Genomic DNA, 25,835 nt, shown 5'->3' on the forward strand with positions numbered 1-25,835 from the left:
GGCGCGGGGGCGCGAAGCCCCCGCTCCGGCCTCTCCGCTCACTCGGCGGGGATCGCCGCCAGGTCCCCCGTCTCGGCCAGCGGGTGCTTCAGGTGCGGCAGCATCTCGCGCGGGCAGAGCTGCAGGAAGTTCGCCCGCTCGCGTTCCCAGTCGGCCAGGATGTCCCGGGCGCGGCGGCTGCCGGTCTCGGCGGCGTGGCGCTCGATCAGCCCGCGCAGCTCGGCCTCCCAATGGGCGACCGTGACCGGGCAGGTCACCAGCGTCTCGGCATTGACATAGCGATGCGCCACGCCCTCGGGATCGTACAGGTAGGCCATGCCCCCCGTCATGCCCGCGCCGAAGTTCGCGCCGATGGACCCGAGGATCACCGCCACGCCGCCGGTCATGTATTCGCAACCGTTGGTGCCGCAGCCCTCGATCACCACCTTGGCGCCCGAGTTCCGCACCGCGAAGCGCTCCCCTGCCCGCCCGGCCGCGAACAGCCAGCCGTCGGTCGCGCCATACAGCACGGTGTTGCCGATGATGACGTTGTCGGCGGCCTCCAGCGGCGAGCCCATGGCGGGCTTGACCACGATGATGCCCCCCGACAGGCCCTTGCCCACATAGTCGTTGGCATCGCCCGAGACCTCGATCTTCAGCCCCGGCGCCGCGAAGGCCCCGAGCGACTGCCCGGCGGAACCCGTCAAGCGCACCGTCAGATGGTCGGGCTGCAGCTTGTTGCGCATCCCGTAGCGCTGCACGATCAGCGACGAGGTCCGCGTGCCGACCGTCCGCTGGGTGTTCCGCACCGCATAGGACAGCTGCATCTTCTCGCCGTCCTCGAAGAAGCGGGCGGCGTCGCGCTGGATTTCCGCATCCAGCGTGTCCATCACCGCATTCCGGGGCTTCGAGCGGTCATAGACGATCTTCTCGGACCCATCGACGGTGATCAGCAGCGGGTTCAGGTCGAGGTCATCGAGGAAGGCCGAGCCGCGCGACACCTGCGTCAGCAGGTCCGCCCGCCCGATCACCTCGTCCAGGGACCGCGCGCCGATGGACGCGAGGATCTCGCGCACCTCCTGCGCGTAGAAGGTGATCAGGTTCACGACCTTGTCCGCGCTGCCGGTGAACATCGCCCGCAGGCGCTCGTCCTGCGTGCAGACACCGACCGGGCAGGTGTTCGACTGGCATTGCCGCACCATGATGCAGCCCATGGCGATCAGCGCGGCGGTGCCGATGCCGTATTCCTCGGCACCCATCATCGCCGCCATCACCACGTCGCGGCCCGTCCGCAGACCGCCGTCGGTCCGCAGCGTCACCCGGTCGCGGAGCCGGTTCATGGCCAGCACCTGGTGCGCCTCGGTCAGGCCCATCTCCCACGGAAGCCCCGCGAACTTGATGGACGTTGCGGGGGATGCCCCGGTGCCGCCGTTGTGGCCCGAGATCAGGATGATGTCGGCCTTGGCCTTGGCCACCCCCGCCGCGATGGTGCCGACGCCGCCGCCTGCGACCAGCTTGACCGTGATCTTGGCGCGCGGGTTGATCTGCTTCAGGTCATAGATCAGCTGCGCGAGATCCTCGATCGAGTAGATGTCGTGGTGCGGCGGGGGCGAGATCAGCGTCACGCCCTTGGTCGAATGCCGCAGCCGCGCGATCAGCTCGGTCACCTTCATGCCCGGCAACTGCCCGCCCTCGCCGGGCTTGGCCCCCTGGGCGACCTTGATCTCAAGCTCCTCGCAGGCGTTCAGATATTCGGCGGTGACGCCGAAGCGCCCCGAGGCGACCTGCTTGATCTTGGCGCAGGGATTGTCGCCGTTCGGCAGCGGATGCGAATGCGCCGGGTCCTCGCCGCCCTCGCCCGAGTCTGACTTGGCCCCGATCCGGTTCATGGCGATGTTCAGCGTCATGTGCGCCTCGGGGCTCAGCGCCCCCAGGCTCATCCCCGGCGTGACGAAGCGCTTGCGGATCGAGGTGATCGACTCGACCTCCTCGATCGGCACCGGCTTGCCCAGCGGCCTGATGTCCAGCAGGTCGCGGATATGGATCGGCGGGTTCGCCCGCATCGCGCCCGAGAACTGCTTCCAGATTTCATAGGAAGCCTTCTCGCAGGCCAGTTGCAGCAGCCGCATGGTGCTGGCTTCCCAGGCATGCTTCTCGCCCGAGCGACGCGCCTTGTAGAAGCCGCCGACCGGCAGCAGGTCGGCCGAAGGCGTGTGCCAGCCCTTGTGGTGGATGTCCTCCAGCTTGGCCTGAAGCCCGTGCAGGCCGATGCCGGAAATCCGGCTCTGCATCCCGGGGAAGTATTCCGCCACCATCGCACGCGACAGCCCGACGGCCTCGAAGTTCAGCCCGCCGCGATAGGAGGACAGGACCGAGATCCCCATCTTCGCCATGATCTTCAGAAGGCCCGCGTCGATGGCGTCGCGATAGTTGCGCATGACCTCGATCAGGTCGCCCTTGATCAGTCCGCGCTCGATCCGCTCGGCGATGGTGTCCTGCGCCAGATACGGGTTCACCGTGGTCGCGCCGCAGCCGATCAGCACGGCGAAGTAATGCGGGTCGATGCACTCGGCCGAGCGCACGTTCAGCGAGCAGAAGGTCCGCAGCCCCTTGCGCGTCAGCCAGGAATGCACCGCGCTGGTCGCGAGGATCATCGGCAGGCCGATCCGGTCCGGCCCCTGGTGCTCGTCCGTCAGCACAAGCTGTCCCGCGCCCGATCGGACGGCATCCTCGGCCTCGCCACGGATGCGCGCCAGCGCCTCGCCCATGGCCTGCGGCCCCGCGCCGTCGTCGAAGGTGCAGTCGATGGTGGTGACCGCCTCGCCGAACATGGCGATGACCTCGGCCAGCTCGCCATTCGCAAGGAAGGGCGTTTCCAGCAGCGTGATCTCGGTGTGCTTGGAGCTTTCGTCCAGCACGTTCTTCAGGTTGCCGAAGCGCGTCTTGAGGCTCATCACCCGCGTCTCGCGCAGCGAGTCGATGGGCGGGTTCGTCACCTGGCTGAAGTTCTGCCGGAAGAAATGGCTCAGCGGCCGATACTGCGCCGACAGCACCGCGGGCGGCGTGTCGTCGCCCATGGATGCCAGCGCCTCCTTGCCGTCCTCGGCCATGGGCGCCAGCACGGCCTCGATCTCCTCGACGGTGTAACCCGCGGCGATCTGGCGGCGGCGCAGTTCCTCGCCGGTGTAGGTCACGGGCTCGGGCAGGTTTTCCAGCATCGTGCCGGGCTGGACAACCTTTTCCACCCAGTCGCCGAAGGGCTGGCTGGCGGCCAGCTTATCCTTCAGCTCGACATCGTGATAAAGCCGCCCCTCGACGATATCGACGGCGATCATCTGCCCCGGCCCCAGCGCGCCCTTTTCGCGCACGCTGGCCTCGTCCACCGGCACCATGCCGACCTCGGACCCCGCGATCAGCAGGTTGTCGCCCGTCACGACATAGCGCATCGGCCGCAGACCGTTGCGGTCCAGTCCCCCGCAGACCCAGCGCCCGTCGGTCATGGCCAGCGCGGCGGGGCCGTCCCAAGGCTCCATGATGGAGTTGCAATAGGCATACATGTCCGACCAGGCTTTCGGCAGGTCGGTCGTGGCCTTGGACCAGGCCTCGGGCACCATGATGGTCTTGACCATGGGCGCGGACCGGCCCGACCGCACCATCACCTCGAAGACCGCGTCCAGCGCCGCCGAGTCCGACGATCCCCCCGGCACGATCGGCTTGATGTCCTCGGCCATGTCCCCGAAGGTGCTCGAGGCCATGCGGATCTCGTGGCTTTTCAGCCAGTTGAGGTTGCCCTTCAGCGTGTTGATCTCGCCGTTATGGGCCAGCATCCGGAAGGGCTGCGCCAGCCACCACTGCGGGAAGGTGTTGGTGGAATAGCGCTGGTGATAGATGGCGAAGGCGGATTCGAACCGCTCGTCCTGCAGGTCGGGGTAGAAGACGGCGACCTGCTCGGCCAGCATCATCCCCTTGTAGATGATCGACCGGCAGCTGAGCGTGCAGATGTACATCCCCGCGACCTGGGCCGCGACGGCCGCGCGCTCGATCCGGCGGCGGATGATGTAAAGCTCGCGCTCGAAGGCTTCCTCGTCGATGTCCTTCTCGCAGCGGATCAGGATCTGCTCGATCTCGGGACGCGTCGCATTGGCCTTTTCGCCCAGAACCGCCGTGTTCACGGGGACGTGCCGCCAGCCGTAGATGTAATGGCCCATGCGCAGAACCTCGGTTTCCACGATGGTCCGGCAGCGTTCCTGCGCGCCGAAATCCGTGCGCGGCAAAAAGACCTGCCCCACGGCGATCATCTTGGACGCGTCGGGTTCATGCCCGGTGCTGCGGACCTGGTCGTGGAAGAAGGGGACCGGGATCTGGACATGGATGCCCGCGCCGTCGCCGGTCTTGCCGTCGGCATCCACCGCGCCCCGGTGCCAGACCGCCTTCAGCGCGTCGATGCCGTTTTCCACGACCTTGCGACTGGCGGTGCCATCGATGGACACCACCAGCCCCACCCCGCAGGAGGAATGCTCGTCCTCGTCGCGGTAAAGCGAGTTTTCCGCCATCCAGGCGCGGCGGGCTTCTTCCTGGGCTTGCCAGTCCTGGGTCATGGTCGGGCTCCTTGGCGGCGCGACGCGAGGGGCGTCGGAGGGAATGGGGATCAGGCGGGGGTGCGGAGGGTCAGGCCGACCATCTGCATGTTGCAATCATGGTCGGGCGTCGTGGAGCCGAAGCCCGGCTCGCCGGGGCGGATGAAGCGCATGGGCGAATCGTCGGTTTCCTGCGTCTCGCCCGTCCAGTCGGTCGAGGTCTCGATGCCTCCGAAGAAGCGCCCGAGGCTGCGGCTGACGAATTGCGTGCCGCTGCGCTCGATCAGCAGCTCGCCCGTTTCGGCAAAGGTCCGCAGGGTGAAGCGGGTGGTGTCCAGTGTCTCGCCGTCGATCTCGACCGTGCCGGTCAGGTCGTCGCGGCCGATGTGGCGCAACCGCTCGCCGGTATCGGACTGCGTCCAGAAGTCGAAATCGTCGCTGCCGGTCTTCAGCAGCGTGGACAGGCTCGCATGGTCGCGGGCATCCTCGTCCAGCCGGTCGGTGATCCCGCTGACAAGGTCGGTGCTTTCCATCCAGCGCGTCTCGGCGTCGATCCGCGACTGGCTGACAAGGCCGTCCTGCGTGAAATAGGCGACCCACTGGTCGCCCGGCGCATCCGCCGCGCAGCGGTAATGCTGGGCCACGGTGCAGGACCGCTGCTGGACCGTCATCTCAAGCCGGCAGCCCTGCGGCGGCCTCCATTCCGCAGCCACGGCGGGCACCGTGCCAAGTGCCAGAACAAGGCAAAGACCCTGACCCACGCGCCGCGCCGCAGCATTTCCTGCTGCGCCCGCGGTATGCATCGCCTGTGCATGCCATGTGCATGGCTTGTGCATCGGTCTCACTCCGCCGCGATGCTGGCTTCGACGGCCAGTTCGGCGGCAATGGACTCGGCCGCCTCGCGCCCGTCGCGGATCGCCCAGACCACCAGCGAAGCGCCCCGCACGATGTCGCCCACGGCCCAGACGCCGGGCAGGCTGGTGCGATGGGTGCGGTAGTCGGCGCGGATCGTGCCCCAGCGCGTGACCTCCAGCCCCTCGACGCCCCAAAGGCGCGGGATGTCCTCGGGCTCGAAGCCCAGCGCCTTGATGACGAGGTCGGCGGGTTCGTCGTAATCGGCGCCCTCGATGGCTTCGGGCGACTGGCGGCCGGTGACATCCGGCGCGCCCAGCCGCATCCGCGTCACGCGCAGGCCCGCGACGCCCACCGGGCCGGTCGAAATGTCGGTTTCCGTGACCACGTGCACCGGCGACAGCTTCGGGTTGTCGCCGATCCCGTCGCCGTCCACGTCGCCGCCCGCATTGTCCACCAGCGCCTCGGTTTCGGCCGCGGCGACGCCCGTGGCATGGCCCGCGAAGGCCGAGGGGGCAGACAGCCAGACGAACTCGACGCCCTCTTCCTCGGCGTTCTGCACCTCGCGCTGGCTTCCCGGCATGTTGGTCCGGTCGCGGCGGTAAAGGCATTTCACGCTGGTCGCGCCCTGCCGGATCGCGGTGCGCACGCAGTCCATCGCCGTGTCGCCGCCGCCGATGACGACGACGCGCTTGCCTTCGGCATTCAGCTCTCCGTCCGCGAAGTCCGGCACCTCGTCGCCCAGATCGATGCGGTTCGAGGCGGTCAGGTAGTCCAGCGCCGCGACCACGCCGCGTTCGGGCGCGTTGTCGATATCAAGGTCGCGGGTCTTGTAGACGCCTGTTGCGATCAGCACCGCATCATGCTTGCCGCGGATCGCGTCGAAGCTGATCGTGCGGCCCACGTCGGCGTTCAGGACGAACTCGACGCCTGCGTCTTCCAGCCAGCGGGTGCGGCGCTCGACCACGGGCTTTTCCAGCTTGAAGCCGGGGATGCCGTAGATCATCAGCCCGCCCGCGCGGTCGTGGCGGTCGTAGATCGTGACCTGGAAACCCTGCCGCCGCAGGCGTTCCGCCGCTGACAGCCCCGCGGGCCCCGCGCCGATGATGCCCACGCTTTCGGGGCGCTCGGCCACGGGGCGGATCGGCTCGACCCAACCCTGCTCCCAGGCGGTGTCGTTGATGTATTTCTCGATGGCGCCGATGGTCACGGTGCCGTGGCCCGACTGCTCGATGACGCAGTTGCCTTCGCACAGCCGGTCCTGCGGGCAGATTCGGCCGCAGATCTCGGGCAGCGCGCTGGTTTCCTGAGAGCGGAGGTAGGCCTCGTGCAAACGCCCCTCGGCGGTCAGGCGCAACCAGTCGGGAATGTTGTTATGAAGGGGGCAGTGCGACTGGCAATAGGGGACGCCGCATTGCGAACAGCGACTCGCCTGCTCCTTGGCCTTGGCGTCCGCGAACTCGCGGTAGATTTCGTGGAAGTCGGTGTTGCGTTCGTCCGCTGCACGCTTCTCGGGCATCTCCCGATCGACGGTCACGAATTTCAGCATCGTCTGCGTGGCCATGCGCTGCGTCCCTCGAATCAATCGAGAACCGCTGTAAAACAGGGCTTGCCAGCCAAAAAGTCAGCATAGCTGACCTATATGTGATTTTATCCCGCAGCGCTTGATAAATCAGAAGATTTTTCACGTATATTTAGGTCAGCTATATTTACCCAACCAAGCTAAGCCCTAGCAGCGCCACGATTCCCACAATGATCCGCCACCAGGCGAACAGCCCGTAGCCGCGGCGCGAGACATAGTTCAGCAGCCACTTCACCACGAAGACCGCCGCCACGAAGGCGCAGGTGAAACCCACCGCGACATTCATCCAGGCCGCCGCGTCCAACACCGCGCCGGTCTTGTAGAGGTCATAGGTGAAGGCGCCGACCATGGTCGGCATGGACAGGAAAAAGCTGAATTCGGCCGCAGCCCGCTTGCTGGCGCCCATCAGCAGCGCGCCCACGATGGTCGCGCCCGAGCGCGAGACGCCCGGCACCATGGCAAGGCACTGGATCGCCCCAATCCCGGCAGCCACGCGCAGGGGCAGGTCCTCGACCTCGGCATAGCGGGGGCGGGTCGCGATCCGGTCCACGAACAGCAGGACGATCCCGCCCAGGATCAGCATGACGGCGATCAGCGCGGGCGTCTCGAACAGCACGGTCTTGATGATGTCATGCGCCAGCACGCCCACCGCCGCCGCCGGCAGGAAGGCCAGCAGCACCGCCCCGATGAAGCGGCGGGCCTTGGGATCATGCGGCGCACTGGAAAAGATGCGCCACAGCCGCCCGGCATAGATGCCGAGGATGGCCAGGATCGCGCCCAGTTGGATCAGCACCTCGAAGGCGCGGCCGGGGCTGTCGAAGCCGAGGAAATGCCCCGCCAGCAGCAGGTGCCCGGTCGAGGAAACGGGGATGAACTCGGTCAGTCCCTCGAGCAGCCCGAGGAACGCCGCGACAATGGTGTCCTGCTGCATCAGTCGGCGCGCAGGTTCTTCGCCGATTCCTTGATGGCGGTGTATTGTCCCGAGGGCCGGAAGCGCCACAGGTATTGCGGCACCACGGCCGCCGCCGCCGCGGGCTGGATGCCGAGGTCGGCGAAGGTCCTGACCCCCTGCCCCACCCGATTCGGATGCCGCAGCAGCCGCGCCTGGTCGCGGGTCATCACGCGGTTGACCAGCAGCCCGCCGCTGAGCGTCTGAAGCGCGTCAAAGGACACGCCCAGCAGGCTGGCCATGAAGCCGGGCAGCCCCAGGATCCACCGGCGGCGATGGGCGACCTGGGCCACCAGCCGCGCGATCTCTCGCATGGTCATGACGTCCGGGCCGCCAAGTTCATAGATGCCGGGCTCGGCCTCGCCCGTCGCGCCCATCATCGCGACGCGGGCAACATCATCGACGAAGACGGGCTGCAGCTCGGCATTGGCGCCAGGTAGCGGCACGACCGGCCCCAGCCGCATCATGCCGCCGAGCTTGTTTAAGAAATGGTCGTCCGGCCCGAAGATCACGGACGGACGCAGGATCACCGCGTCGGGGCGGTGCTGCAGGATCGCCTGCTCGCCCAGGCCCTTGGTCCGGGCATACTGGCTGTCCGAATCGGGATCGGCGCCGATGGCCGACAGGTGGACCAGCCGCCCGACCCCCAGCTCGGCCGAGATGCGGGCGATGCGGCCCGCGGCCTCGTGGTGGATGGCCTCGAAGGTGTTCTTCTTCTGGCCGACCAAGATGCCGACGCAGTTGATGACCGCATCCGCGTCCATCATCGCGGCCCGCACAGACAGCTCGTCGCGCACGTTGCAGGAAACCGGCTGGACCTGGCCCACGTCGCCATACATCCGCACGGCGCCCGCCAGATGCGGACGGCGGACTGCCACGCGGACGCGCCAGCCCTCGGCCGCCATGATCCGCGCGATCTGCCGCCCGACGAATCCCGAGCCGCCATAGATCGTGACCAGCCTTGCCATGCCTCGCCTCCAGCCGTCGGACGCTGCAGCGGCGCCCCTTTCCGCAATAGCGAACCGGCCCCGCCGCATCAAGCGCAGGGCCGGAACGCGCCTTGGCAGAGGCGGATGATTTTTCTTCGAAAGGGCCGTTGACAGTCCCCGCGGCTCCCTCTACATCCCCGCCTCACGACACCGGCCCAGGTGGCGGAATTGGTAGACGCGCACGGTTCAGGTCCGTGTGCCGCAAGGCGTGGAGGTTCGAGTCCTCTTCTGGGCACCAACGTCGCAAGGCCCCCGCAGCACCCGCTGCGGGGGCTTTGCGTTTCGGGGCTGCGTGAACCCGCGCGGGACTTCGGACGTTGTCGGGCCGCCCCCGAACGCGAAAGGTCCGGCCATGTCCCAACTGATCGTCATCGGCTTCGATGCCGAAGCTGACGCCTTTGCCCTGCGGCAGGAGCTTGGCGCGGCACAGAAGGAATATCTGCTGCGGCTCGAGGATGCCGTGGTGGTCACCCGCCCGACCGAGGGCGAGTACCAGTTGCACCAGGGGCTGAACCTGACCGGCGCGGGCGCGCTGACGGGCACCTTCTGGGGCGGGCTGATCGGGTTGCTGTTCCTGAACCCGCTGGCGGGGGCGGCGATCGGGGCGGCCTCGGGCGCCCTGGCGGGGAACGCCACCGATTACGGCATCAACGACGACTTCATCCGCCAGATCGGCAAGACCGTGCCGGTCGGCAGCGGCGCGGTGTTCATCCTGGCCCGCGACTTCAACCTCGACAAGCTGATGCCGCGACTTGAAAAATACGAGGGGCGCGCGCGGGTCATCCAGACCTCGCTGTCGAATGCAGACGAGGCGCGACTGCGCGATGCGCTGGCCGGAAGCAGCGGGCGGATGCCGCAGGTCGGGGATGCCCCGGTTCCGGACGCGACGGCAGCGCATCCGCCAGGCGTGCCCGGGCGCCCCTGAGGCCAGCGTTTCCTTGACGCAGGCGCGCCGGGCGTGACACGACGGGCCATGTCCCGCCCGGATGCCCTTGCCGATGCCCTTCCGGCCCTGCCGTCACGCACAGGGTCCAGGCGCGCGCGGCTGTGGCGGATGCTGAAACCCCTGCGCTGGCTGGCCCGGCGCTTTCTGGCCCTGATGCTGGCGGCGGTGATCCTGTTCGGCTGGATCCTCAATCCGCCCACCACCTGGACCATCGTCTCGGAGGGCGTCAGCACCCCCCGCAAGTGGACCCGGGCCGCCGACATCGCCCCTGTGATGCTGCGGTCCGTCGTCGCAGCCGAGGACGCCAATTTCTGCCGCCACTGGGGCTTCGACATGGCCGAGATCCGGCGCGTCATCGCGCGGGGGGAAAGCCGCGGCGCCTCGACCCTGACCCAGCAGACGGCCAAGAACGTCTATCTGTGGCAGGGGCGCAGCTGGGTGCGCAAGGCACTGGAAACGGCCTACACCCCCATGATCGAGGCGCTGTGGAGCAAGCGGCGCATCCTGGAGGTCTATCTGAACGTGGCCGAGTTCGGCCCCGGCGTCTTCGGCATCCACGCAGCCGCCGCCCATCACTTCGGCACCACGCCCGACAAGCTGAGCGCGCGGCAGGCGGCGGCGCTGGCGGCGGTCCTGCCCGCACCCAAGACGCGGGCGGCGCAGACCCGCTCGGCCCGGGCGCGCGCCATCGCCGACGGGGCGGCCACGATCCAGCGCGACGGGCGGGCGGCCTGCTTCCAGGACGGGTGACGGTGAGGCCCTGCGGTTGAACAACCGGCCCCGGAGGCGTATCACCCCTTGGTCCCCTTCCTCGGAATGCCGAAATTTCCCCTCATGAACACGCATTCGACCCCGCGTCTTTACCACGTTGCCCTGTCGCCCTTCTGCCGCAAGGTGCGGCTGGTGCTGGCCGAAAAGCGCATCGACGTCGAACTGGTCGAGGAGCGTTGGTGGGAGCCGGGGTCCGAGATCCTGCGCCGCAACCCGGCCGGCAAGATCCCGGTGCTGCGGCTGGACGGGCGGCTCTGGGCGGAAAGCCAGGCGATCGTGGAATATCTGGACGAGGCCTATCCGAACCCGCCGCTGATGCCGCTGACCCCGACCGAGCGGCACGAGGTGCGCCGCCTCTGCGCCTGGTTCGACGACAAGTTCAACACCGAGGTGACGCGGCCCATTCTGTCCGAACGGGTCTGGAAAAAGGTGATGAACGCGGGCTACCCGGATTCGCGGTTGGTCAAGTCGGGGCTGCGGGCCGTCAAGGACCACATGGACTACCTCGGGCACCTGCTGGAACATCGCAAATGGCTGGCGGGGAACATGCTGACGCTGGCGGACTTCACGGCGGCGGCGCATCTGTCCTGCCTCGACTACATCTCGGACGTGGACTGGGACCGTTCGGCGGCGCTGCGGGACTGGTATGCGACGATCAAGTCGCGCCCCGCCTTCCGCAACCTGCTGGTCGACCAGGTGCCCGGCTTCGCACCGGCGCCGCATTATGCCCAGCTTGATTTCTGAAGACAGGGGGGCGTTGCCCCCCGCCGGCGGGGCCGGCTCCCCCCAGGATATTTGGGCGAAGAAGAACGAACTGGTCGCGCGCGCATTGGCCGAGGGGTTTTCGGCGGCGCGGGTGACGACGCCCGACGCGATCCCGCAGGCGGCCGGACGGCTGGCCGCCTATGTCGCCAAGGGCCGGCACGGGCAGATGGGCTGGATGGCCGAGCGCATGAACTGGCGCGGCGCGCCGGACGCGCTGTGGCCCGAGGCGCGGTCCGTCATCATGCTGGCCGAGGCCTATACGCCCCCCCATGATCCGCGCGAGGACCTGGCGCGGCCGGACCGGGGCGCGGTCAGCGTCTATGCGCAGGGCAAGGATTACCACGACATCGTCAAGGCGCGGTTGAAGCGGCTGGGCCGCTGGATGATCGAGCGCTGGGGCGGCGAGATCAAGGTCTTCGTGGACACGGCGCCCGTGATGGAAAAGCCGCTGGCGCAGGCGGCGGGCCTCGGCTGGCAAGGCAAGCACACGAACCTGCTGAGCCGCGACCTGGGAAACTGGTTCTTCCTGGGCGCGATCTTCACCACCTTGGCCCTGCCGCCCGACGCCCCTGAGGCCGAGCATTGCGGGTCCTGCCGCGCCTGCCTGGACGCCTGCCCAACGGGCGCCTTCCCCGCACCCTTCCAGCTGGATGCGCGGCGCTGCATTTCCTACCTGACCATCGAGCACAAGGGTCCGGTGGACCCCGAACTGCGGCCGATGCTGGGCAACCGCATCTATGGCTGCGACGATTGCCTCGCCGCCTGTCCCTGGAACAAGTTCGCCGTTCAGGCGCAGGAGATGCGCTATCACGGGCCGCATCGCGCGCCTGCGCTGGAGGAACTGGCGTCCTTGGACGACGCGGGTTTCCGGGCACGCTTCTCGGGCAGCCCGATCAAGCGGATCGGGCGCGACCGGATGGTGCGGAACGCGCTTTACGCCATCGGCAACAGCGGGCAGGCCCGGCTGCGTCCGGTGGCGCAGGGGCTGGTGGATGACCCCGATCCGGCGGTCGCGGATGCGGCGCGCTGGGCGGTGAGGCGTCTGGCGTGAGAAACCCCACCACCGGCATCCTGCTGAAGCTGGGCAGCGTCTTTCTGTTCACCTGCATGGGCGCCATCCTCAAGGCCACTGCCGAGGAGGTGCCGCCGGGCGAGCAGGTGTTCTTCCGCTCGTTGTTCGCCATTCCCGTGATCCTGGTCTGGCTGCTGCTGCGGCGGGAGCTTGCGACCGGGCTGCGGACCGCCAATCCGATGAGCCATGCCTATCGCGGGATCGTCGGCACGATCTCGATGGGCTGCGGCTTCGCCGGTCTGGGGCTGCTGCCCTTCCCCGAGGCGACCGCGCTGAACTATGCGATGCCGCTGATGACGGTGATCTTCGCCGCGATGTTCCTGAACGAGCGCGTCGGCGTCTTCCGGCTGAGCATGGTGGGCCTTGGCTTCGCGGGCGTGCTGATCGTGCTGTCGCAGCGGCTGTCGGTCGGCATGAACGGCGTTTCGGCCGCGCAGACGCTGGGCGCGATGCTGACGCTGACCGGCGCGGCCTTCGGCGCGCTGGCGCAGATCTTCATCAGCCGGATGGTGGCGACCGAGCGGACCTCGGCCGTGGTCTTCTGGTTCTCGGTCACGGCCACGGTGCTGTCGCTGGTCACGCTGCCCTTCGGCTGGGTGGTCCCCGGGGCCGGGACGGCCGCGCTGCTGGTCGGCGCGGGGCTGATCGGCGGCGTGGCGCAGATCATGCTGACATCCTCCTATCGCTTCGCCGACGCCTCGCTGGTGGCGCCCTTCGATTATGCCTCGATGCTGATGGCGATCGCCGTCGGCTGGTTCGTCTTCGGCGAGCCCACATCGCCCCGGATGCTGGCGGGCGCGGCGGTCATCATCGCGGCGGGCGTGGCCATCATCCTGCGCGAGCGGCACCTGGGCATCCGCCGCGGGCAGCGGGCCGCAACCCCGCGCTAGGGCCGGTCGGGAAAACCGAACGCCACGTAGTCGCGCAGGTAAGCGGCCTTGGCGGCCTTGCGCAGCGCGGGGTCGTCCAGCGCCGCGGGCAGCGGCTCGGGCTCGGGGCCGTCGCGGTCGAGCCCGGCCGCGCGGGCGAGAAAGCCCAGGTCTTCGGCCATGCGGTTCTCGCGCGCGACAAGGTCGGGGGCCGCGATCCGGTTGAACCCCGCCAGCACCTCGGACTGCGAGGCCCAGCCGGGATGCGTGGCAAGCCCGGTCTGGCCATTGAGGTTGCGGCGAAGGAAATCGAGGAACCCGGCGAAGAGCGGCAGCTTGTCCGTCTCGGTCAGGGCGTGCAGGTCTTCGTCGGCGGGTAGGTCGATGCGGTGGACCTCGCGCAACACGCGCCGCAGGTCGGGGTTGCGGGCAGCCAGCAGGACGTGGAACGCCTCCCAGGCGCGGGGCAGCGGATGGCGCAGCACGGTGAAGGCGCGGTGGCCGGGATGGGCGCGCTTCCACTGGCGCAGGGCGTTCTGGGTCAGGTCGCCCTCGACCGGACCCAGGGCGGACAGCCAGGCTTCGATCCGGTCAGAAGGTCCGCCGCGCACCGGCATGAACAGCAGTCCCCGCCCCGCCTCGGCCGTCAGGAACGAGGGCACGGCGGGCCCGCGCTTCGGCTCGAAGCCGGGGATGCGGTGCAACTGGAAGGGGTCAGTGGCGACCAGCTCGGCCTGCATGGCGGTGAAGTTCGTGACCTTCTCGGCCATCTCGCGCGGGTTCTGGGGCACCTGGTCCTGCGCGGGTTCGACGCGGTCCAGGTCGGTGCGGCCGAGCCAGTGCAGAAGGCCCGTCATCACGTCCGCGTCGCGCAGGTCGTCGTAGTTCAGCCAGAAGGCCGTCTGGCCGCGCTGCTGCAACCCATGGTGAATGCGGTCAAGGAAGGCCTGCGTAGCGCCCAGACTTTCGCGGAAGCTGGGCGCGTCGAACTCGACCGCCGCCGGGATCGGGGTCTCGGTCGCGTTCAGCTTCCACTGGTTGGTGGCATAGGCCAGTTGCGTCGAAACCCAGCTGTCGATCGGGTTCCGCGTCAGAACGATCTTGGCGCAGGCGGGATCGTCCATGATCGCGTCGAAGACACGCGGGTCATGGTCGTGGAAATAGCGGAAGCCGGCAAGGTGGTCGGGCTTGTCGAACAGTGCGCGCAGCAGGCGGTGGGGATCGGCCTCGCGCTCGGCCATGGTGACGCCCCGCAACTCGTCCTTGTCGGGCCAGCCCATCATGTAGGGGTTGAAGGCCTCGCCGAAGCAGGTGACGCGCCTGACCCCGTTCAGCGTCGCTTCCAGCAGGTTCGAGCCGGTGCGCATCCCGGCAAAGATCACGAAGCTGCGAAAGGCTGTCATCGGCTGGTCCTGCATGTCGTGGCCCAAGGCGGCCGCGCGCAACCTTGGCGGTTGCGCGGGCGGCGTCAACCAGCGGCCCTCAGCCCGTCCGCTGCCGCGGAAGCGCGATTTCCCGCGGCGGCGCCCCAGCCTCTGCCGGGCTGTCCGCCGCCTCGGGAACGGGGAGTGGCGCGGCCAGCGCCCGCAGCACGCGCGGGTCACCCATCTTGCGCGGTCTCAGGCCCGCGTTCCGCAGCGCCCGGACCAGCCGCAGGACGCCGGTGATGTCCTGCAGGGGCGGCGCGGGAAGGCTGGCGGCGCCCCCTTCCGGCAGCAGGGTCATGCAGATTTCCGACCAGACCTCGTCGGGCTGGGCCAGCGCCTCGGCCAGGGTCCAGCGGCGCACCCGCGCCTTGACCCAGACCGAATCGAGGGTGTCGAGGAACCGGACCTCGGCCCGCTGCAGCTTGGCCGCGATGCGCCGCACGTCGTCGAAAGGCATGCCGGAATGGATCAGCGGCAGGATCCAGGCGCCCGTGACGACCAGAAGCTGCGCGTTCGGATCGGTCGCCATGAACCAGTTGAGATATTGACGGTCCCGCGGCGAATACAGGAACGCGGGCATCGGATCCGAGGACCGGATCAGCGAGGCGAGGAACCCCTGCGGGTCGAGGTTGCGCAGCCCCACATGGGCCGATAGTGCCCCCGGTCCGATGAGGCCGCCATCCGCGAACTCGACCTCCTGCCGGCCGAAGACATGGCCGTGGATCGTCCGGCCCGTGGCTTGGGCCGCAGCCTCGCGCAGGCCCAGGAACAGGTCGCCCACGCCGTAAAGGACGGCATAGGGCTGGGCCGTCTTGCCGTTCTCGGCGTCCTTCCGGGGAAAGCGGCTTTGCATGTAAAGCCCCGGCCGCCCCAGCCTGCGACGCGCCGCCGCCCGGTCCAGCAGCGCCTCGATCCGCTCGGTGTCGGGCTCCTCGTCGGCGTCCGCAGGCTCGGTGCGCCGGGGGAAGGCGTCGTAAAGCGCCGAGGCGCCGGGCCAGATCTTGCGCGCGACGAAGATGCGCGAGGTTCCCAGCAGCGCTAGGTGATCGTCGTAGAAGACGTAGGGCTTGCCCTGGGCGTCGAACTTGGCCAGCGTCAGCGACCGGCTTTCGACATGCACCGAATGGCGGCGGACCAGGGTCTGGAAATAGCTTTCGTCGGGAATCCAGACGTGGCGGAAATAACGGTCGAACTCGGCCCGGCGGGGATCGTTCAGGACCGCTTCCAGTGTCCCGCGCGTCAGGCACCACCATTGCGAGCCGATATGCGGCGTGACGCCCTGAGGGATGGGACGTGCCACACCCAGCCGGCGCTGCAGCCGCACATAGCGGTCGAAGAGCTTGCGGTGGCGGCGGAAGGAAAAGGGGAAATGCAGCGTGAAGCGTTCCTCGTTCAAGCCGCCCACGGTCCAGCCCACGTCGCGCACGCTGACGCTTTCGATGAAATCGGCCTCGGGATAGTTGGCGAGGAAGCGCCGCAGTTCGTCCACCGGGCGCAGGGGCAGGCAGGCCCCCGAGGCGAGAAAGACATGGGTGACGTCGGGATGCGCCTGCAGCAGCTGCGCCGCCGCGTCCAGCGTGGCCGCCACCAGGCTGAAGGTGCCCCAGGTGCAGGACCGGCGCGGGGCGTAGATGGTGCCCGTCCCCTCGAGCGCGTCCTTCAGCGCCTCCACGGCCGCCTCGGGGGCCTTGGCATCGACATGCATGATGACGCGCGCGCCGCCATCCGACCAGATGCGGGCCATCCGCGCGGCCAGGCCGAGGTTCTCGTGGCACAGCATGATGACGCCCAGCCGGACGCCTGCGCCTTCCTTGCCGCCGCGGATGAAGGGGATCGGCGCCGCGTTCATGCCCAGTTGCCCCTCGAGATCAGGCCCAGGTCCTCGAGCTGGCGCCAGTCGCGGTAATCGCGCGACTGCTCGCACCAGAAATCGGCCCGTTGCTGAAGACCCTGCTGGTAGGCGTGGTATTCGCGGCTGTTGGCGTAATGCTGGCGGCGGTCCAGTTCCTCGGCGGACTTGTCGGCGAAGGTGGACAGGAACTTGGCATGCAGCAGCGCACCCGAGGCCATCTCTCCCCCGTCCTCGTCATAGACGACGTTCAGAGAGCGCGGCAGCAGCATGTGGGTCGAGCTGACATAGACATAGCTGCGCTTCCATCTGACCAGCGGGATCTTGTTCAGCGCCGGCGCATTCTCGGCGTCCTCAGCGAACAGGGCGCGGGCGCGCGGGCCGCCCTGGATCCAGAGGTTGCGGTAAAGCGCGTTCTTGCGGATCGAATAGTTGGCCGGATCGAACCACGAGGCGATCTCGAACGGATCCTGTCCTTCCGCATAGGGCTGCGCCGTGACGGGCCCCTTGGGATACATGTCCAGCAGCATCGCCGAAAAGGACCGCATGCCGGACGACGCCAGCCAGTCCGTCAGGGCCCCGAGCGGGCGGGTGTTGATATGGGGATAGACCAGGAATTCGTCGGGATCGACGGTCAAGCACCAGTGGCCGTCGCCATGCCGGCGCAGCAGCGCGTTGATCCAGTCCATCCCGAAGCGCGAGCCCTTGTAGCTGGCCGTCGTGCTCCAAAGCGACAGGTCGGGCTGCTCCGCCAGGTATTCGCGGCTGCCGTCATTGCTGCCGTTGTCCACGATCAGGAAATGCCCGACCCCGATCCGGCGATAATAGTCCAGGAAATAGGGCAGCCGAACCCGTTCATTCCGCAGCGTGACAAAGGCCAGGATATCGCCCGGAGCGATCTGCGCCGTGCGGTCCCTGACCGAATCGAGATGGCGCCCGCGGCGAATCGCCCGGGCAAGAAGATACTGGCGACGTGCCCTCAGTCGGAACATCGTCACCAGACGCTGTTTGAACTTGCGCACACCAAACGCCCTTGAAAGTCACGCGAAACACAGGGCCGTGACGCAGAGTCGGCAAGAAAAAAAGCCAAGGCAACCTGCAGACCAGCATAGGCCAGGCAGATGATCGCGTCACGCGATGCTTTGTTACACCTTTCAGCATCGACATGCTAGCTTGGTCCGTTCCAGCCGCCCGCGGACATCAATCCCGCCTCGACAAGGCTTTCCCAGCCCGCAAGCCGCCACGCCTGCGGAGCCCAGAGATCGGGGTTGTCGATCAGGGCGGCGTAATAGTCCTGGAAGGCCGAGGGATCGTGAAAATGCTGGCGCCGCTCGCGTTCGATCCGCGACTTCTCGACAATCGAGGGCAGGAACTTGGTGTGCAGCAGCGCCCCAGACAGGCGGGGGTCGCCGGGGCCGTCCCAGGCATCGTTCAGCCGCGCGGGCAGGGCCGAATGGGTCGAGTTCACGTAAGCGAAGCCCCGTCGCCAGCGGACCAGCGGCAGCTTGTTCAGCGTGGGCGCGCGGCGCGGGTTGTCCCGGAAGAAGACGCGGTCGCGCACGCCGCCTTGAACCCAGCGGTTCCGCAGCGGCGGCTGGATCGCCGTGCGGTAGTTGTCCGCGTCGAACCACTCCAGCCGGGCAAGCGCCGCCTGATCCTCCATCGGCTCGGGCGGGCAGAGCGGCCCCTTGGGATAAAGCTCGACCATCAGCGCGCCCAGGGCGGTCACGCGGCGGCGGTCGAGTTCGGCGATCAGATCCCGCAGCGTGGCGCGGTCGTGATGGGGAAAGAGGAACAGCTCGTCGGCGTCCAGCGTCAGGCACCAGTGCCCGGCGCCATGACGGTTCAGCAGCCAGTTCGTCCAGTCGCGGCCGAAGCGCGAGCCGCGATAGCTGGCACGCGTCGTCCACAGCGTCACATCGGGCTGGCTGGCCAGCATCTCGGCGCTGCCGTCGTCGCTGCCGTTGTCCACGATCAGGAAGCGACCCACGCCCAGTCGGCGGTGATGGTCCAGCCAGTGCGGCAGGCGTTCCTCTTCGTTGCGCACCACGGCAAACGCCAGCACCGCACCTTGCCCGAGCGTCGGCCCCCCCTTGGTCACAAGCGTCAGGTCATGGCGACTGCGGAAGGCCCGCCACAGCAGGCGGCGGCGTTTCCAGTCAAGCGTCAGGCGCTGTCGCAGAGTCGGGACGGGCGCGGGGTCCGCCACCGTCAGCCGGCGTAATGCCCGGTCTGGTGCCAGCGCCAGGCGTCCGAGATCATGGACGGCAGGGTGGAGCGGTGCGGCTGCCAGCCCAGTACCCGGCCCGCCTTTTCACTGCCCGAGACCAGCTTCACCGCGTCGCCACCACGCCGCGGCCCCTCGACCATCGGCACGGCGCGGTTGGTGACATGGCGCGAATGGTCCAGGACCTCGCGGACCGAGAACCCGTTGCCGGTGCCGAGGCAGAAGACCTCGGTCCCGCCCTGCGGCAGTTCGCCCGCCGTCCGCAGCCAGTTCAGGCCCAGCACATGAGCATCCACCAGGTCCATCACGTGGACATAGTCGCGGATGCAGGTCCCGTCGGGGGTCGGGTAATCGGTGCCGTGGATCGTCAGCGCGTCGCGCTTGCCGTCGATGGCGTCCAGGATCAGCGGGATCAGATGCGTCTCGGGCTGGTGGAACTCGCCCACCTGTGCCTCGGGGTCGGCGCCCGCGACATTGAAGTAACGGAAGATGACAGACCGCAGCCCATGCGCATCGCCGAAGTCGCGCAGCATGTCCTCGATCGCGCGCTTGGAGGCGCCATAGGAGTTCAGCGGCGCCTGGGGGCTGGATTCGTCCAGCACCACGCCGTCCTGGTCGCCGTAGGTGGCACAGGTCGAGCTGAAGACGAAGTCGCGGACACCTGCCGCCACCGTCGCCTCGATCAGGTTCAGCGAGGCGCAGACATTGCCGCGCCAGTACTTGCCCGGCTCGCGCATCGCCTCGCCCACCTGGCTGAGGGCGGCGAAATGCATCACGGCGACGGGCTTGTGGATGGCGAAGACCTCGTCCAGCCGGGCGCGGTCCATCAGGTCGCCCTGTTCGAAGGGGCCGAACTTCACCGCCTCGCGCCAGCCGGTGCAAAGGTTGTCATAGGTCACGGGCACATAGCCCGCCGCCGCCAGCGCCTTGCAGGCGTGCGAGCCGATATAGCCCGCGCCGCCCGTCACCAGAACCGTGTCGGCCATTCTTATTCCGCGGCTTTCCGCATCGCCATGACGTCGTGCAGATATTCCGCGAACTCGTCCTTGAGCTCGTCGCGCGCCAGGCCGAAGGCCACCGTCGCCTGCAGGAAGCCCGCCTTGGACCCGCAGTCGTAGCGCTGGCCGCGGAAGCGCAGGCCATAGACGTCGCGGCCTTCCTCGATCTCGTCGGCAATGGCGTCGGTCAGCTGGATCTCGCCGCCCGCGCCCTGCTTGAGCTTGTTGAGGTTCTCCATCACCGTCGGCGCCAGGATGTAGCGGCCGATCACGGCGAGGTTCGAGGGCGGGTTCTCCTTGGGCTTCTCGACCATGCCCTTGGCACGGACGATGGCGCCCATGTCCTCGGCCACGTCGAGCACACCGTAGGATTTCGTCTTTTCCAGCGGCACTTCCATGGTCGCGACCATGCTGCCGCCGGTTTCGGCATGGGCCTCGATCATCTGCTGCAGGCAGGGCGGTTCGCCCATGACCACGTCGTCGGTCAGCACGACCGCGAAGGGCTCGTCATGGATCAGGCGGCGGGCGCACCAGACGGCATGGCCCAGGCCCATGGCCTTGTGCTGGCGGATATAGGCGATCGCGCCGGATTCCATGTTGGTCTGGCGCAGCAATTCCAGCAGATCGTCCTTGCCGGCCTTGCGCAGCGTGTTTTCCAGCTCGTGCGCATGGTCGAAATAATCCTCGAGCGCGCCCTTGCCGCGCGAGGTGACGAAGATGAATTCCTTGATACCCGCGGCCCGCGCCTCGTCGATCGCGTACTGGATCAGGGGGCGGTCCACGAGGGTCATGATTTCCTTCGGGATCGACTTGGTCGCCGGAAGGAAGCGTGTGCCCAGGCCCGCGACGGGGAAAATGGCCTTTGTAACCTTGCGATTCATCCTGCGCTCCGTCTGCGAACCGGGTTTATTGGACTTATCCTATGGCTGCCGCACTGCGGCAAGATAGCTTGCGGGCAAAATCCACGGAACTGCGGCGAATGCCGCGGATTTTTGCCTAAAAGGACAGCACAGGGCTGGAACGCGTCAGGCCATGCCCATGCGCTGCATCATTTCCTCGATCCGGGGAACATCCTCGGGGTTGTTCAGTTCCCAGAACTCGCGGCCCTGCGCCTGCACCTCGACGCAAAGCACCGAGCCGCCGTTCTCCAGGAAACGCAACTGCTCGAGCCCTTCCAGCCGCTCCAGCCGCCCCTCGGGCCAGCCGGCATAGGCCGCCAGCGTCGCTGGGCGATAGGCATAGACGCCGACGTGGTGGAACACCGGGCTTGCCGCGTCGGGCGCAACCTCGTGGGGTACGAAGGGGATGACCTCCTTCGAGAAATAAAGCGCCCGGCCGTCCACCCCGAAGACGGCGGTGGTGCCGCCGACCCGACCCGCCGCGCGGTCGGCCAGAAGATCGGCGCGCATCGCGCCCGAGCAGTTCAGCACTGGCGTCGCCACCTGCGCCTCGGGCGCGGCGCGCAGGCCCGCGACCAGGTCCTCGACGAACCAGGCCGGCGTCAGCGGCGCGTCGCCCTGAAGGTTCACGATCATTTCGGGCGTCTCGGGCAGACCCACCAGCACCTCGGCGCAGCGTTCCGTCCCGTTGCGGCAGGCGGAGGAGGTCATGGCGACCTCGGCCCCGAAGCCCGCGGCATGATCGGCGATGCGGCTGTCGTCGGTGGCGACGATCACGCGGGCGGCGCCCCGGACGACCATCGCGGCCTCCCAGCTGCGGCGGATCAGGGTCCTGGCCTCGCCGTCCGCCCCCCGCAACTCGACCAGCGGCTTGCCGGGATAGCGGGTCGAGGCGAAGCGGGCGGGAATGACGATGACGACGGACACGGCTCAGCCCTTCGGGTGCAGCAGCACGCCCGGCGCATAGGCGATGAAGAAGGGGTTCTCGAAGCCCGGCTTGCCGTAGGTGAGCGGCGTGTGGTCGTCGAAGCGCACGACCTCTCCCCCTGCCCCGCGCAGCACCGCGTCGCCCGCCGCCGTGTCCCATTCCATCGTGCGGCCGAGGCGCGGGTAAAGGTCGGCCTCGCCCGTCGCCACAAGGCAGAACTTGAGCGAGGAGCCCGCCGAGGTCATGTCGCGCACGCCGTATTGGGCGATGTAGTCGTCGGTCGCCTGGTCGCGGTGGGATTTCGAGGCCACCACCATCAGCGCCCGGTTGTCGGGGGTGGCGTTGACGCCGATCGGCCGGATCGCACCCGGCTGGGGCCCGAAGGGGCCGGTCTCCTCGACCGAGCCGCCGTCGGCCGCCGTATAGAACAGCCGCCCCTTGGCGGGGGCGTAGACCACGCCGCGCACCGGCACGCCGTCCTGCACATAGGCGATGTTGACGGTGAAATCGCCGCGGCGCTGCACGAACTCCTTGGTGCCGTCCAGGGGATCGACGATCAGGAAGCTCGACAGCCTCTGGCCGTGGGTGTCGGCCTGTTCCTCGGTCACCAGCGGGATGTCGGGGAAGGCCGCGCGCAGCCCTTCGGCGATCAGCGCGTCGGCGGCCTCGTCGGCCTCGGTCACGGGCGAGGCGTCCGTCTTGGACCGGACCTCGAAATCGGGGCCTTCGTAGATTTCCATGATCCGGGCGCCCGCGGCCAGCGCAAGGCGGCGCATCTCGAACGTCAATCGGTCGAATTGCATGGATGTTTCCTCGTCGGACGCCGGGATCGGCGGGCTTGCACATTGAACGATGCCTTCGGGCGACTTATGATCGGCTCTCGGACGATGAGCAAGCGACCCGCATCCGGGTCCGGCGAGCGACCGCGCAGGCCAAGGGGGGCTTTCCCATGTTCACGCAGCGCAGAACCCGCAGCATGGGCGGGGCCGTCTTCACCACGGCGGCGCTGATCTATCACCAGACGGTCCAGAACCTGCGCAAGACCCACCGGAACGCGGTCGTGGGGCTGGTGCTGACGATGCTGCAGGCCTCGGTCATGATCGGGGCCTTCTTCCTGATGTATGTCATCCTCGGGGTCCGCTCGGCGCCGCTGCGGGGCGACTTCATGCTGTTCATCATGAGCGGGATCTTCCTGTTCATGGCCTTCAACCAGTGCCTCGGCCAGGTCTCGTCGGCCGGCAAGGCCACCAGCGCCATGCTGAAGCACGGGCCGATGAACACCGCCATCTCCATGTGCGGGGCGGCGCTTGCCGCGCTTTACAATAACATGCTGACGGCCCTGGTGCTGCTCGGGCTTTATCACACGCTGTGGCAACCCATCCAGATCGAGAACTGGAAGGCCTCGCTGGGGATGCTGATCTTCGCCTGGTTCACGGGGGGAACGGTCGGGCTGCTGCTGCTGTCCATCACCACCTGGCTGCCCGAGATCGGGCCGATGCTGTCGCGCATCATCCGGCGGGTGAACATGATCGCATCCGGCAAGATGTTCGTGGCCAACATGATGCCGACCTATCTGCTGAACATGTTCGACTGGAACCCGCTGTTCCACCTGATCGACCAGAACCGGGGCTTCGTGTTCATCAACTACACGCCCCATAACTCGAACCTGGCCTATCCCTTCTATTTCACGCTGACGATGCTGATGATCGGGCTGATGGCCGAGTTCGTGACCCGCAACGCCATTTCGCTCAGCTGGAACGCGGCGCGCTAGATCGGGGAGTCACCCGCAGCGTCAGGTTGACGCGCCCGGCATCGTCGACGTCGAGCGGCCGGGCCGGATGCGGTCGATGGCATGGTGCCTCGGCCGCGCCCGCCCATCACCCCAGGTCGTCCGTGTCAAGCCGCGGGCGCCCGGTCGCCCCGCCCTGCCAAAGGGTGCCGCTGCCGAGCAACCCTTCGTCGCCCGCGCCGACCGAGGCGATGGGCCAGCGGTACCCGCTGCCCCAAGGGGCCGCAAACTCTGGCTAATCGTCGTGAAAATCCTCGGGCGGCGGCGCTTGCACGCCTTGATCGCCGTCTTATATAGCCATCGAACCACCCAGGGCCCAGGCCCGGGGGCAGAATTCAACCACGGGATAGGGACGCGGGGGCCGCGTACGGACCCGCTTCCCGCACCATCGCCGCAAGAAAGGTTTTACGTATGGCCAAAGTCATCGGGATCGACCTCGGGACCACCAACAGCTGCGTCGCCATCATGGATGGCAGCCAGCCCCGCGTCATCGAGAACGCCGAGGGCGCGCGCACGACTCCCTCGATCGTTGCCTTCACCGAAAGCGAACGGCTCGTCGGCCAGCCGGCCAAGCGCCAGGCCGTCACCAACCCGGAAAACACCATCTTTGCCGTCAAGCGCCTGATCGGTCGTCGCGTGGGCGATGCGGAAGTCGAGAAGGACAAGAACCTCGTCCCCTACAAGATCGTGGACGGCGGCAACGGCGATGCCTGGGTGCAGGTCCGGGGCGACAAGTATTCCCCTTCGCAGATCAGCGCGATGATCCTTCAGAAGATGAAGGAAACCGCCGAGTCCTACCTGGGCGAGAAGGTCGAGCAGGCGGTCATTACCGTGCCGGCCTATTTCAACGACGCCCAGCGCCAGGCGACCAAGGACGCGGGCAAGATCGCGGGCCTGGAAGTCCTGCGCATCATCAACGAGCCGACCGCGGCTGCGCTGGCCTATGGCCTCGACAAGAAGGACAGCAAGACGATCGCGGTCTATGACCTCGGCGGCGGCACCTTCGACATCACCATCCTGGAAATCGACGACGGCCTCTTCGAGGTGAAATCGACCAACGGGGACACGTTCCTCGGCGGCGAGGACTTCGACATGCGGATCGTCAACTACCTGGCCGACGAGTTCAAAAAGGAACACGGCGTCGACCTGACCAAGGACAAGATGGCGCTGCAGCGCCTGAAGGAAGCCGCCGAGAAGGCCAAGATCGAGCTGTCGTCCTCGAGCCAGACCGAGATCAACCAGCCGTTCATCTCGATGGACAAGAACTCGGGCACGCCGCTGCACATGGTCGTCAAGCTGACCCGCGCCAAGCTGGAAAGCCTGGTCGGCGACCTGATCAAGGCCACGCTGAAGCCCTGCCAGGCCGCCCTGAAGGATGCGGGCCTTTCCAAGGGCGACATTGATGAGGTCGTTCTGGTCGGCGGCATGACCCGCATGCCCAAGGTCATCGAGGAAGTGACCTCGTTCTTCGGGAAAGAGCCCCACAAGGGCGTGAACCCCGACGAAGTCGTGGCGCTGGGCGCGGCCATCCAGGCGGGCGTTCTGCAGGGTGACGTCAAGGACGTCGTGCTGCTGGACGTGACGCCGCTGTCGCTGGGCATCGAGACGCTGGGCGGTGTCTTCACCCGCCTGATCGACCGCAACACCACGATCCCGACCAAGAAGTCGCAGACCTTCTCGACCGCCGAGGACAACCAGAACGCGGTGACGATCCGGGTCTTCCAGGGCGAACGCGAGATGGCCGCGGACAACAAGCTGCTGGGCCAGTTCAACCTCGAGGACATTCCCCCGGCGCCCCGCGGGATGCCGCAGATCGAGGTGACCTTCGACATCGACGCCAACGGCATCGTGTCGGTCAGCGCCAAGGACAAGGGCACCGGCAAGTCGCAGAACATCACGATCCAGGCTTCGGGTGGCCTGTCCGATGCCGACATCGAGAAGATGGTCAAGGACGCCGAGGCGAACGCCGAGGCCGACAAGTCCCGCCGCGAGCTGGTCGAGACGAAGAACCAGGCCGAAAGCCTGCTGCACTCCACCCGGAAGTCGCTGGACGAGCATGGCGACAAGGTGGACAGCTCGACCGTCGAGGCGATCGAACTGGCCGTGGGCGCGCTGGAAGACGCGCTCAAGTCCGAGGACGCGGGCAAGATCAAGGGCGGCATCCAGAACCTGATGGACGCCTCGATGAAGCTGGGCGAGGCCATCTACAAGGCCAGCCAGTCCTCGGACGAGGGCCAGGGCCGGGACGCCGACGCGCCGCGCGATATCGACGACGACATTGTTGACGCCGACTTCGAGGATCTCGGCGAAGACAAGCGCAAGTAAGCGCGGTGAAGCAAGCGACCGGCCCGCGCCACCCCGCGGGCC

The 25,835-nt window shown here is 67.7% G+C and carries 20 protein-coding genes and 1 tRNA gene; 8 read left to right on the forward strand and 13 right to left on the reverse strand.

Features of this window, described 5'->3' with window-relative positions; translation table 11 throughout:
* Positions 1 to 38: 38 nt before the first annotated feature.
* From gltB to BLQ03_RS00325, 5 genes are all read right to left on the reverse strand, one after another.
* A complete protein-coding gene (gltB, locus tag BLQ03_RS00305) occupies positions 39 to 4,577 on the reverse strand; it encodes a glutamate synthase large subunit (RefSeq protein ID WP_090751466.1) in 4,539 nt (1,512 codons plus the stop codon).
* 50 nt (positions 4,578 to 4,627) lie between these two features.
* Positions 4,628 to 5,227 (reverse strand): hypothetical protein, encoded by a 600-nt coding sequence (locus BLQ03_RS00310; RefSeq protein WP_245688616.1) that lies wholly within the window; start codon positions 5,225 to 5,227, stop codon positions 4,628 to 4,630.
* 170 nt (positions 5,228 to 5,397) lie between these two features.
* Positions 5,398 to 6,972 (reverse strand): NAD(P)-dependent oxidoreductase, encoded by a 1,575-nt coding sequence (locus tag BLQ03_RS00315; RefSeq protein ID WP_090751471.1) that lies wholly within the window; start codon positions 6,970 to 6,972, stop codon positions 5,398 to 5,400.
* A gap of 145 nt (positions 6,973 to 7,117) precedes the next feature.
* Complete coding sequence (locus BLQ03_RS00320; protein ID WP_090751473.1) at positions 7,118 to 7,921, reverse strand: undecaprenyl-diphosphate phosphatase; 804 nt, start codon at positions 7,919 to 7,921, stop codon at positions 7,118 to 7,120.
* Positions 7,921 to 8,907: a complex I NDUFA9 subunit family protein gene (locus tag BLQ03_RS00325; protein ID WP_090751475.1), complete on the reverse strand. Its 987-nt coding sequence runs from the start codon at positions 8,905 to 8,907 to the stop codon at positions 7,921 to 7,923. Before BLQ03_RS00325 ends, BLQ03_RS00320 begins: the two co-directional genes overlap by 1 nt.
* A 174-nt stretch (positions 8,908 to 9,081) precedes the next feature.
* Here BLQ03_RS00325 and BLQ03_RS00330 point away from each other — a divergent pair.
* The 6 genes from BLQ03_RS00330 to BLQ03_RS00355 all read left to right on the forward strand — a co-directional run bounded on the left by BLQ03_RS00330 (position 9,082) and on the right by BLQ03_RS00355 (position 13,372).
* Positions 9,082 to 9,166: transfer RNA gene (locus BLQ03_RS00330), tRNA-Leu, on the forward strand.
* A 114-nt stretch (positions 9,167 to 9,280) separates the two neighbouring features.
* Complete coding sequence (locus BLQ03_RS00335) at positions 9,281 to 9,853, forward strand: DUF1269 domain-containing protein (protein WP_090751477.1); 573 nt, start codon at positions 9,281 to 9,283, stop codon at positions 9,851 to 9,853.
* Positions 9,854 to 9,901: 48 nt separating this feature from the next.
* Positions 9,902 to 10,624 carry a monofunctional biosynthetic peptidoglycan transglycosylase gene (mtgA, locus tag BLQ03_RS00340; RefSeq protein WP_090751479.1) on the forward strand — a complete coding sequence of 241 codons (723 nt, stop codon included), beginning with the start codon at positions 9,902 to 9,904 and terminating at the stop codon, positions 10,622 to 10,624.
* A gap of 84 nt (positions 10,625 to 10,708) precedes the next feature.
* Positions 10,709 to 11,389: an FtsZ-binding protein FzlA gene (fzlA, locus tag BLQ03_RS00345; RefSeq protein WP_090752083.1), complete on the forward strand. Its 681-nt coding sequence runs from the start codon at positions 10,709 to 10,711 to the stop codon at positions 11,387 to 11,389.
* Positions 11,390 to 11,438: 49 nt separating this feature from the next.
* Positions 11,439 to 12,461, forward strand: coding sequence for a tRNA epoxyqueuosine(34) reductase QueG (gene queG, locus BLQ03_RS00350; protein WP_425415708.1), 1,023 nt, complete (start codon positions 11,439 to 11,441; stop codon positions 12,459 to 12,461).
* Positions 12,458 to 13,372, forward strand: coding sequence for a DMT family transporter (locus tag BLQ03_RS00355; protein ID WP_281200978.1), 915 nt, complete (start codon positions 12,458 to 12,460; stop codon positions 13,370 to 13,372). Before queG ends, BLQ03_RS00355 begins: the two co-directional genes overlap by 4 nt.
* On the opposite strand, the gene BLQ03_RS00360 is transcribed toward BLQ03_RS00355, so the two are convergent.
* From BLQ03_RS00360 to cysQ, 8 genes are all read right to left on the reverse strand, one after another.
* Positions 13,369 to 14,754, reverse strand: coding sequence for a hypothetical protein (locus BLQ03_RS00360; protein ID WP_090751483.1), 1,386 nt, complete (start codon positions 14,752 to 14,754; stop codon positions 13,369 to 13,371). The genes BLQ03_RS00355 and BLQ03_RS00360 overlap by 4 nt on opposite strands.
* A gap of 79 nt (positions 14,755 to 14,833) precedes the next feature.
* The gene (locus BLQ03_RS00365) at positions 14,834 to 16,627 is read right to left on the reverse strand and encodes a DUF5927 domain-containing protein (RefSeq protein WP_090751485.1); all 1,794 of its coding nucleotides are present in this window, start codon (positions 16,625 to 16,627) and stop codon (positions 14,834 to 14,836) included.
* Positions 16,624 to 17,619, reverse strand: coding sequence for a glycosyltransferase family 2 protein (locus tag BLQ03_RS00370; protein WP_090752086.1), 996 nt, complete (start codon positions 17,617 to 17,619; stop codon positions 16,624 to 16,626). The genes BLQ03_RS00365 and BLQ03_RS00370 overlap by 4 nt, the downstream gene beginning before the upstream one ends.
* Before the next feature lie 176 nt (positions 17,620 to 17,795).
* Entirely contained in the window at positions 17,796 to 18,836 is a 1,041-nt protein-coding gene (locus tag BLQ03_RS00375; protein ID WP_090751487.1) for a glycosyltransferase family 2 protein, read from the reverse strand.
* Positions 18,837 to 18,838: 2 nt separating this feature from the next.
* Positions 18,839 to 19,840 carry a UDP-glucose 4-epimerase GalE gene (galE, locus tag BLQ03_RS00380; RefSeq protein ID WP_090751489.1) on the reverse strand — a complete coding sequence of 334 codons (1,002 nt, stop codon included), beginning with the start codon at positions 19,838 to 19,840 and terminating at the stop codon, positions 18,839 to 18,841.
* A gap of 2 nt (positions 19,841 to 19,842) precedes the next feature.
* Entirely contained in the window at positions 19,843 to 20,733 is an 891-nt protein-coding gene (locus tag BLQ03_RS00385) for a UTP--glucose-1-phosphate uridylyltransferase (RefSeq protein WP_090751491.1), read from the reverse strand.
* Positions 20,734 to 20,877: 144 nt separating this feature from the next.
* Positions 20,878 to 21,678, reverse strand: coding sequence for a 3-deoxy-manno-octulosonate cytidylyltransferase (locus BLQ03_RS00390; RefSeq protein WP_090751493.1), 801 nt, complete (start codon positions 21,676 to 21,678; stop codon positions 20,878 to 20,880).
* A 3-nt stretch (positions 21,679 to 21,681) separates the two neighbouring features.
* Positions 21,682 to 22,482, reverse strand: coding sequence for a 3'(2'),5'-bisphosphate nucleotidase CysQ (gene cysQ, locus BLQ03_RS00395; RefSeq protein ID WP_090751496.1), 801 nt, complete (start codon positions 22,480 to 22,482; stop codon positions 21,682 to 21,684).
* A gap of 146 nt (positions 22,483 to 22,628) precedes the next feature.
* Between cysQ and BLQ03_RS00400 the strand changes: the two genes are divergently transcribed.
* Positions 22,629 to 23,450, forward strand: a complete 822-nt coding sequence (locus tag BLQ03_RS00400) for an ABC transporter permease (protein ID WP_090751498.1) — start codon at positions 22,629 to 22,631, stop codon at positions 23,448 to 23,450.
* Between the two features lie 429 nt (positions 23,451 to 23,879).
* Entirely contained in the window at positions 23,880 to 25,793 is a 1,914-nt protein-coding gene (gene dnaK / locus BLQ03_RS00405; RefSeq protein WP_090751499.1) for a molecular chaperone DnaK, read from the forward strand.
* Positions 25,794 to 25,835: the final 42 nt, after the last annotated feature.

This window comes from Paracoccus chinensis (genome assembly GCF_900102885.1).
Classification (GTDB): Bacteria; Pseudomonadota; Alphaproteobacteria; order Rhodobacterales; family Rhodobacteraceae; genus Paracoccus; species Paracoccus chinensis.

What these genes read in the sequence shown, in the direction of transcription:
- mtgA (WP_090751479.1), top strand. Translation starts at nt 9,902, where the DNA reads ATGTCCCGCCCGGATGCCCTTGCCGATGCCCTTCCGGCCCTGCCGTCA.
- BLQ03_RS00310 (WP_245688616.1), bottom strand. Translation starts at nt 5,227, where the DNA reads ATGACGGTCCAGCAGCGGTCCTGCACCGTGGCCCAGCATTACCGCTGC.
- galE (WP_090751489.1), bottom strand. Translation starts at nt 19,840, where the DNA reads ATGGCCGACACGGTTCTGGTGACGGGCGGCGCGGGCTATATCGGCTCG.
- BLQ03_RS00335 (WP_090751477.1), top strand. Translation starts at nt 9,281, where the DNA reads ATGTCCCAACTGATCGTCATCGGCTTCGATGCCGAAGCTGACGCCTTT.
- fzlA (WP_090752083.1), top strand. Translation starts at nt 10,709, where the DNA reads ATGAACACGCATTCGACCCCGCGTCTTTACCACGTTGCCCTGTCGCCC.
- cysQ (WP_090751496.1), bottom strand. Translation starts at nt 22,482, where the DNA reads ATGCAATTCGACCGATTGACGTTCGAGATGCGCCGCCTTGCGCTGGCC.
- BLQ03_RS00325 (WP_090751475.1), bottom strand. Translation starts at nt 8,907, where the DNA reads ATGGCAAGGCTGGTCACGATCTATGGCGGCTCGGGATTCGTCGGGCGG.
- BLQ03_RS00365 (WP_090751485.1), bottom strand. Translation starts at nt 16,627, where the DNA reads ATGAACGCGGCGCCGATCCCCTTCATCCGCGGCGGCAAGGAAGGCGCA.
- BLQ03_RS00360 (WP_090751483.1), bottom strand. Translation starts at nt 14,754, where the DNA reads ATGACAGCCTTTCGCAGCTTCGTGATCTTTGCCGGGATGCGCACCGGC.
- gltB (WP_090751466.1), bottom strand. Translation starts at nt 4,577, where the DNA reads ATGACCCAGGACTGGCAAGCCCAGGAAGAAGCCCGCCGCGCCTGGATG.
- dnaK (WP_090751499.1), top strand. Translation starts at nt 23,880, where the DNA reads ATGGCCAAAGTCATCGGGATCGACCTCGGGACCACCAACAGCTGCGTC.
- BLQ03_RS00400 (WP_090751498.1), top strand. Translation starts at nt 22,629, where the DNA reads ATGTTCACGCAGCGCAGAACCCGCAGCATGGGCGGGGCCGTCTTCACC.
- BLQ03_RS00370 (WP_090752086.1), bottom strand. Translation starts at nt 17,619, where the DNA reads ATGTTCCGACTGAGGGCACGTCGCCAGTATCTTCTTGCCCGGGCGATT.
- BLQ03_RS00320 (WP_090751473.1), bottom strand. Translation starts at nt 7,921, where the DNA reads ATGCAGCAGGACACCATTGTCGCGGCGTTCCTCGGGCTGCTCGAGGGA.
- BLQ03_RS00315 (WP_090751471.1), bottom strand. Translation starts at nt 6,972, where the DNA reads ATGGCCACGCAGACGATGCTGAAATTCGTGACCGTCGATCGGGAGATG.
- BLQ03_RS00385 (WP_090751491.1), bottom strand. Translation starts at nt 20,733, where the DNA reads ATGAATCGCAAGGTTACAAAGGCCATTTTCCCCGTCGCGGGCCTGGGC.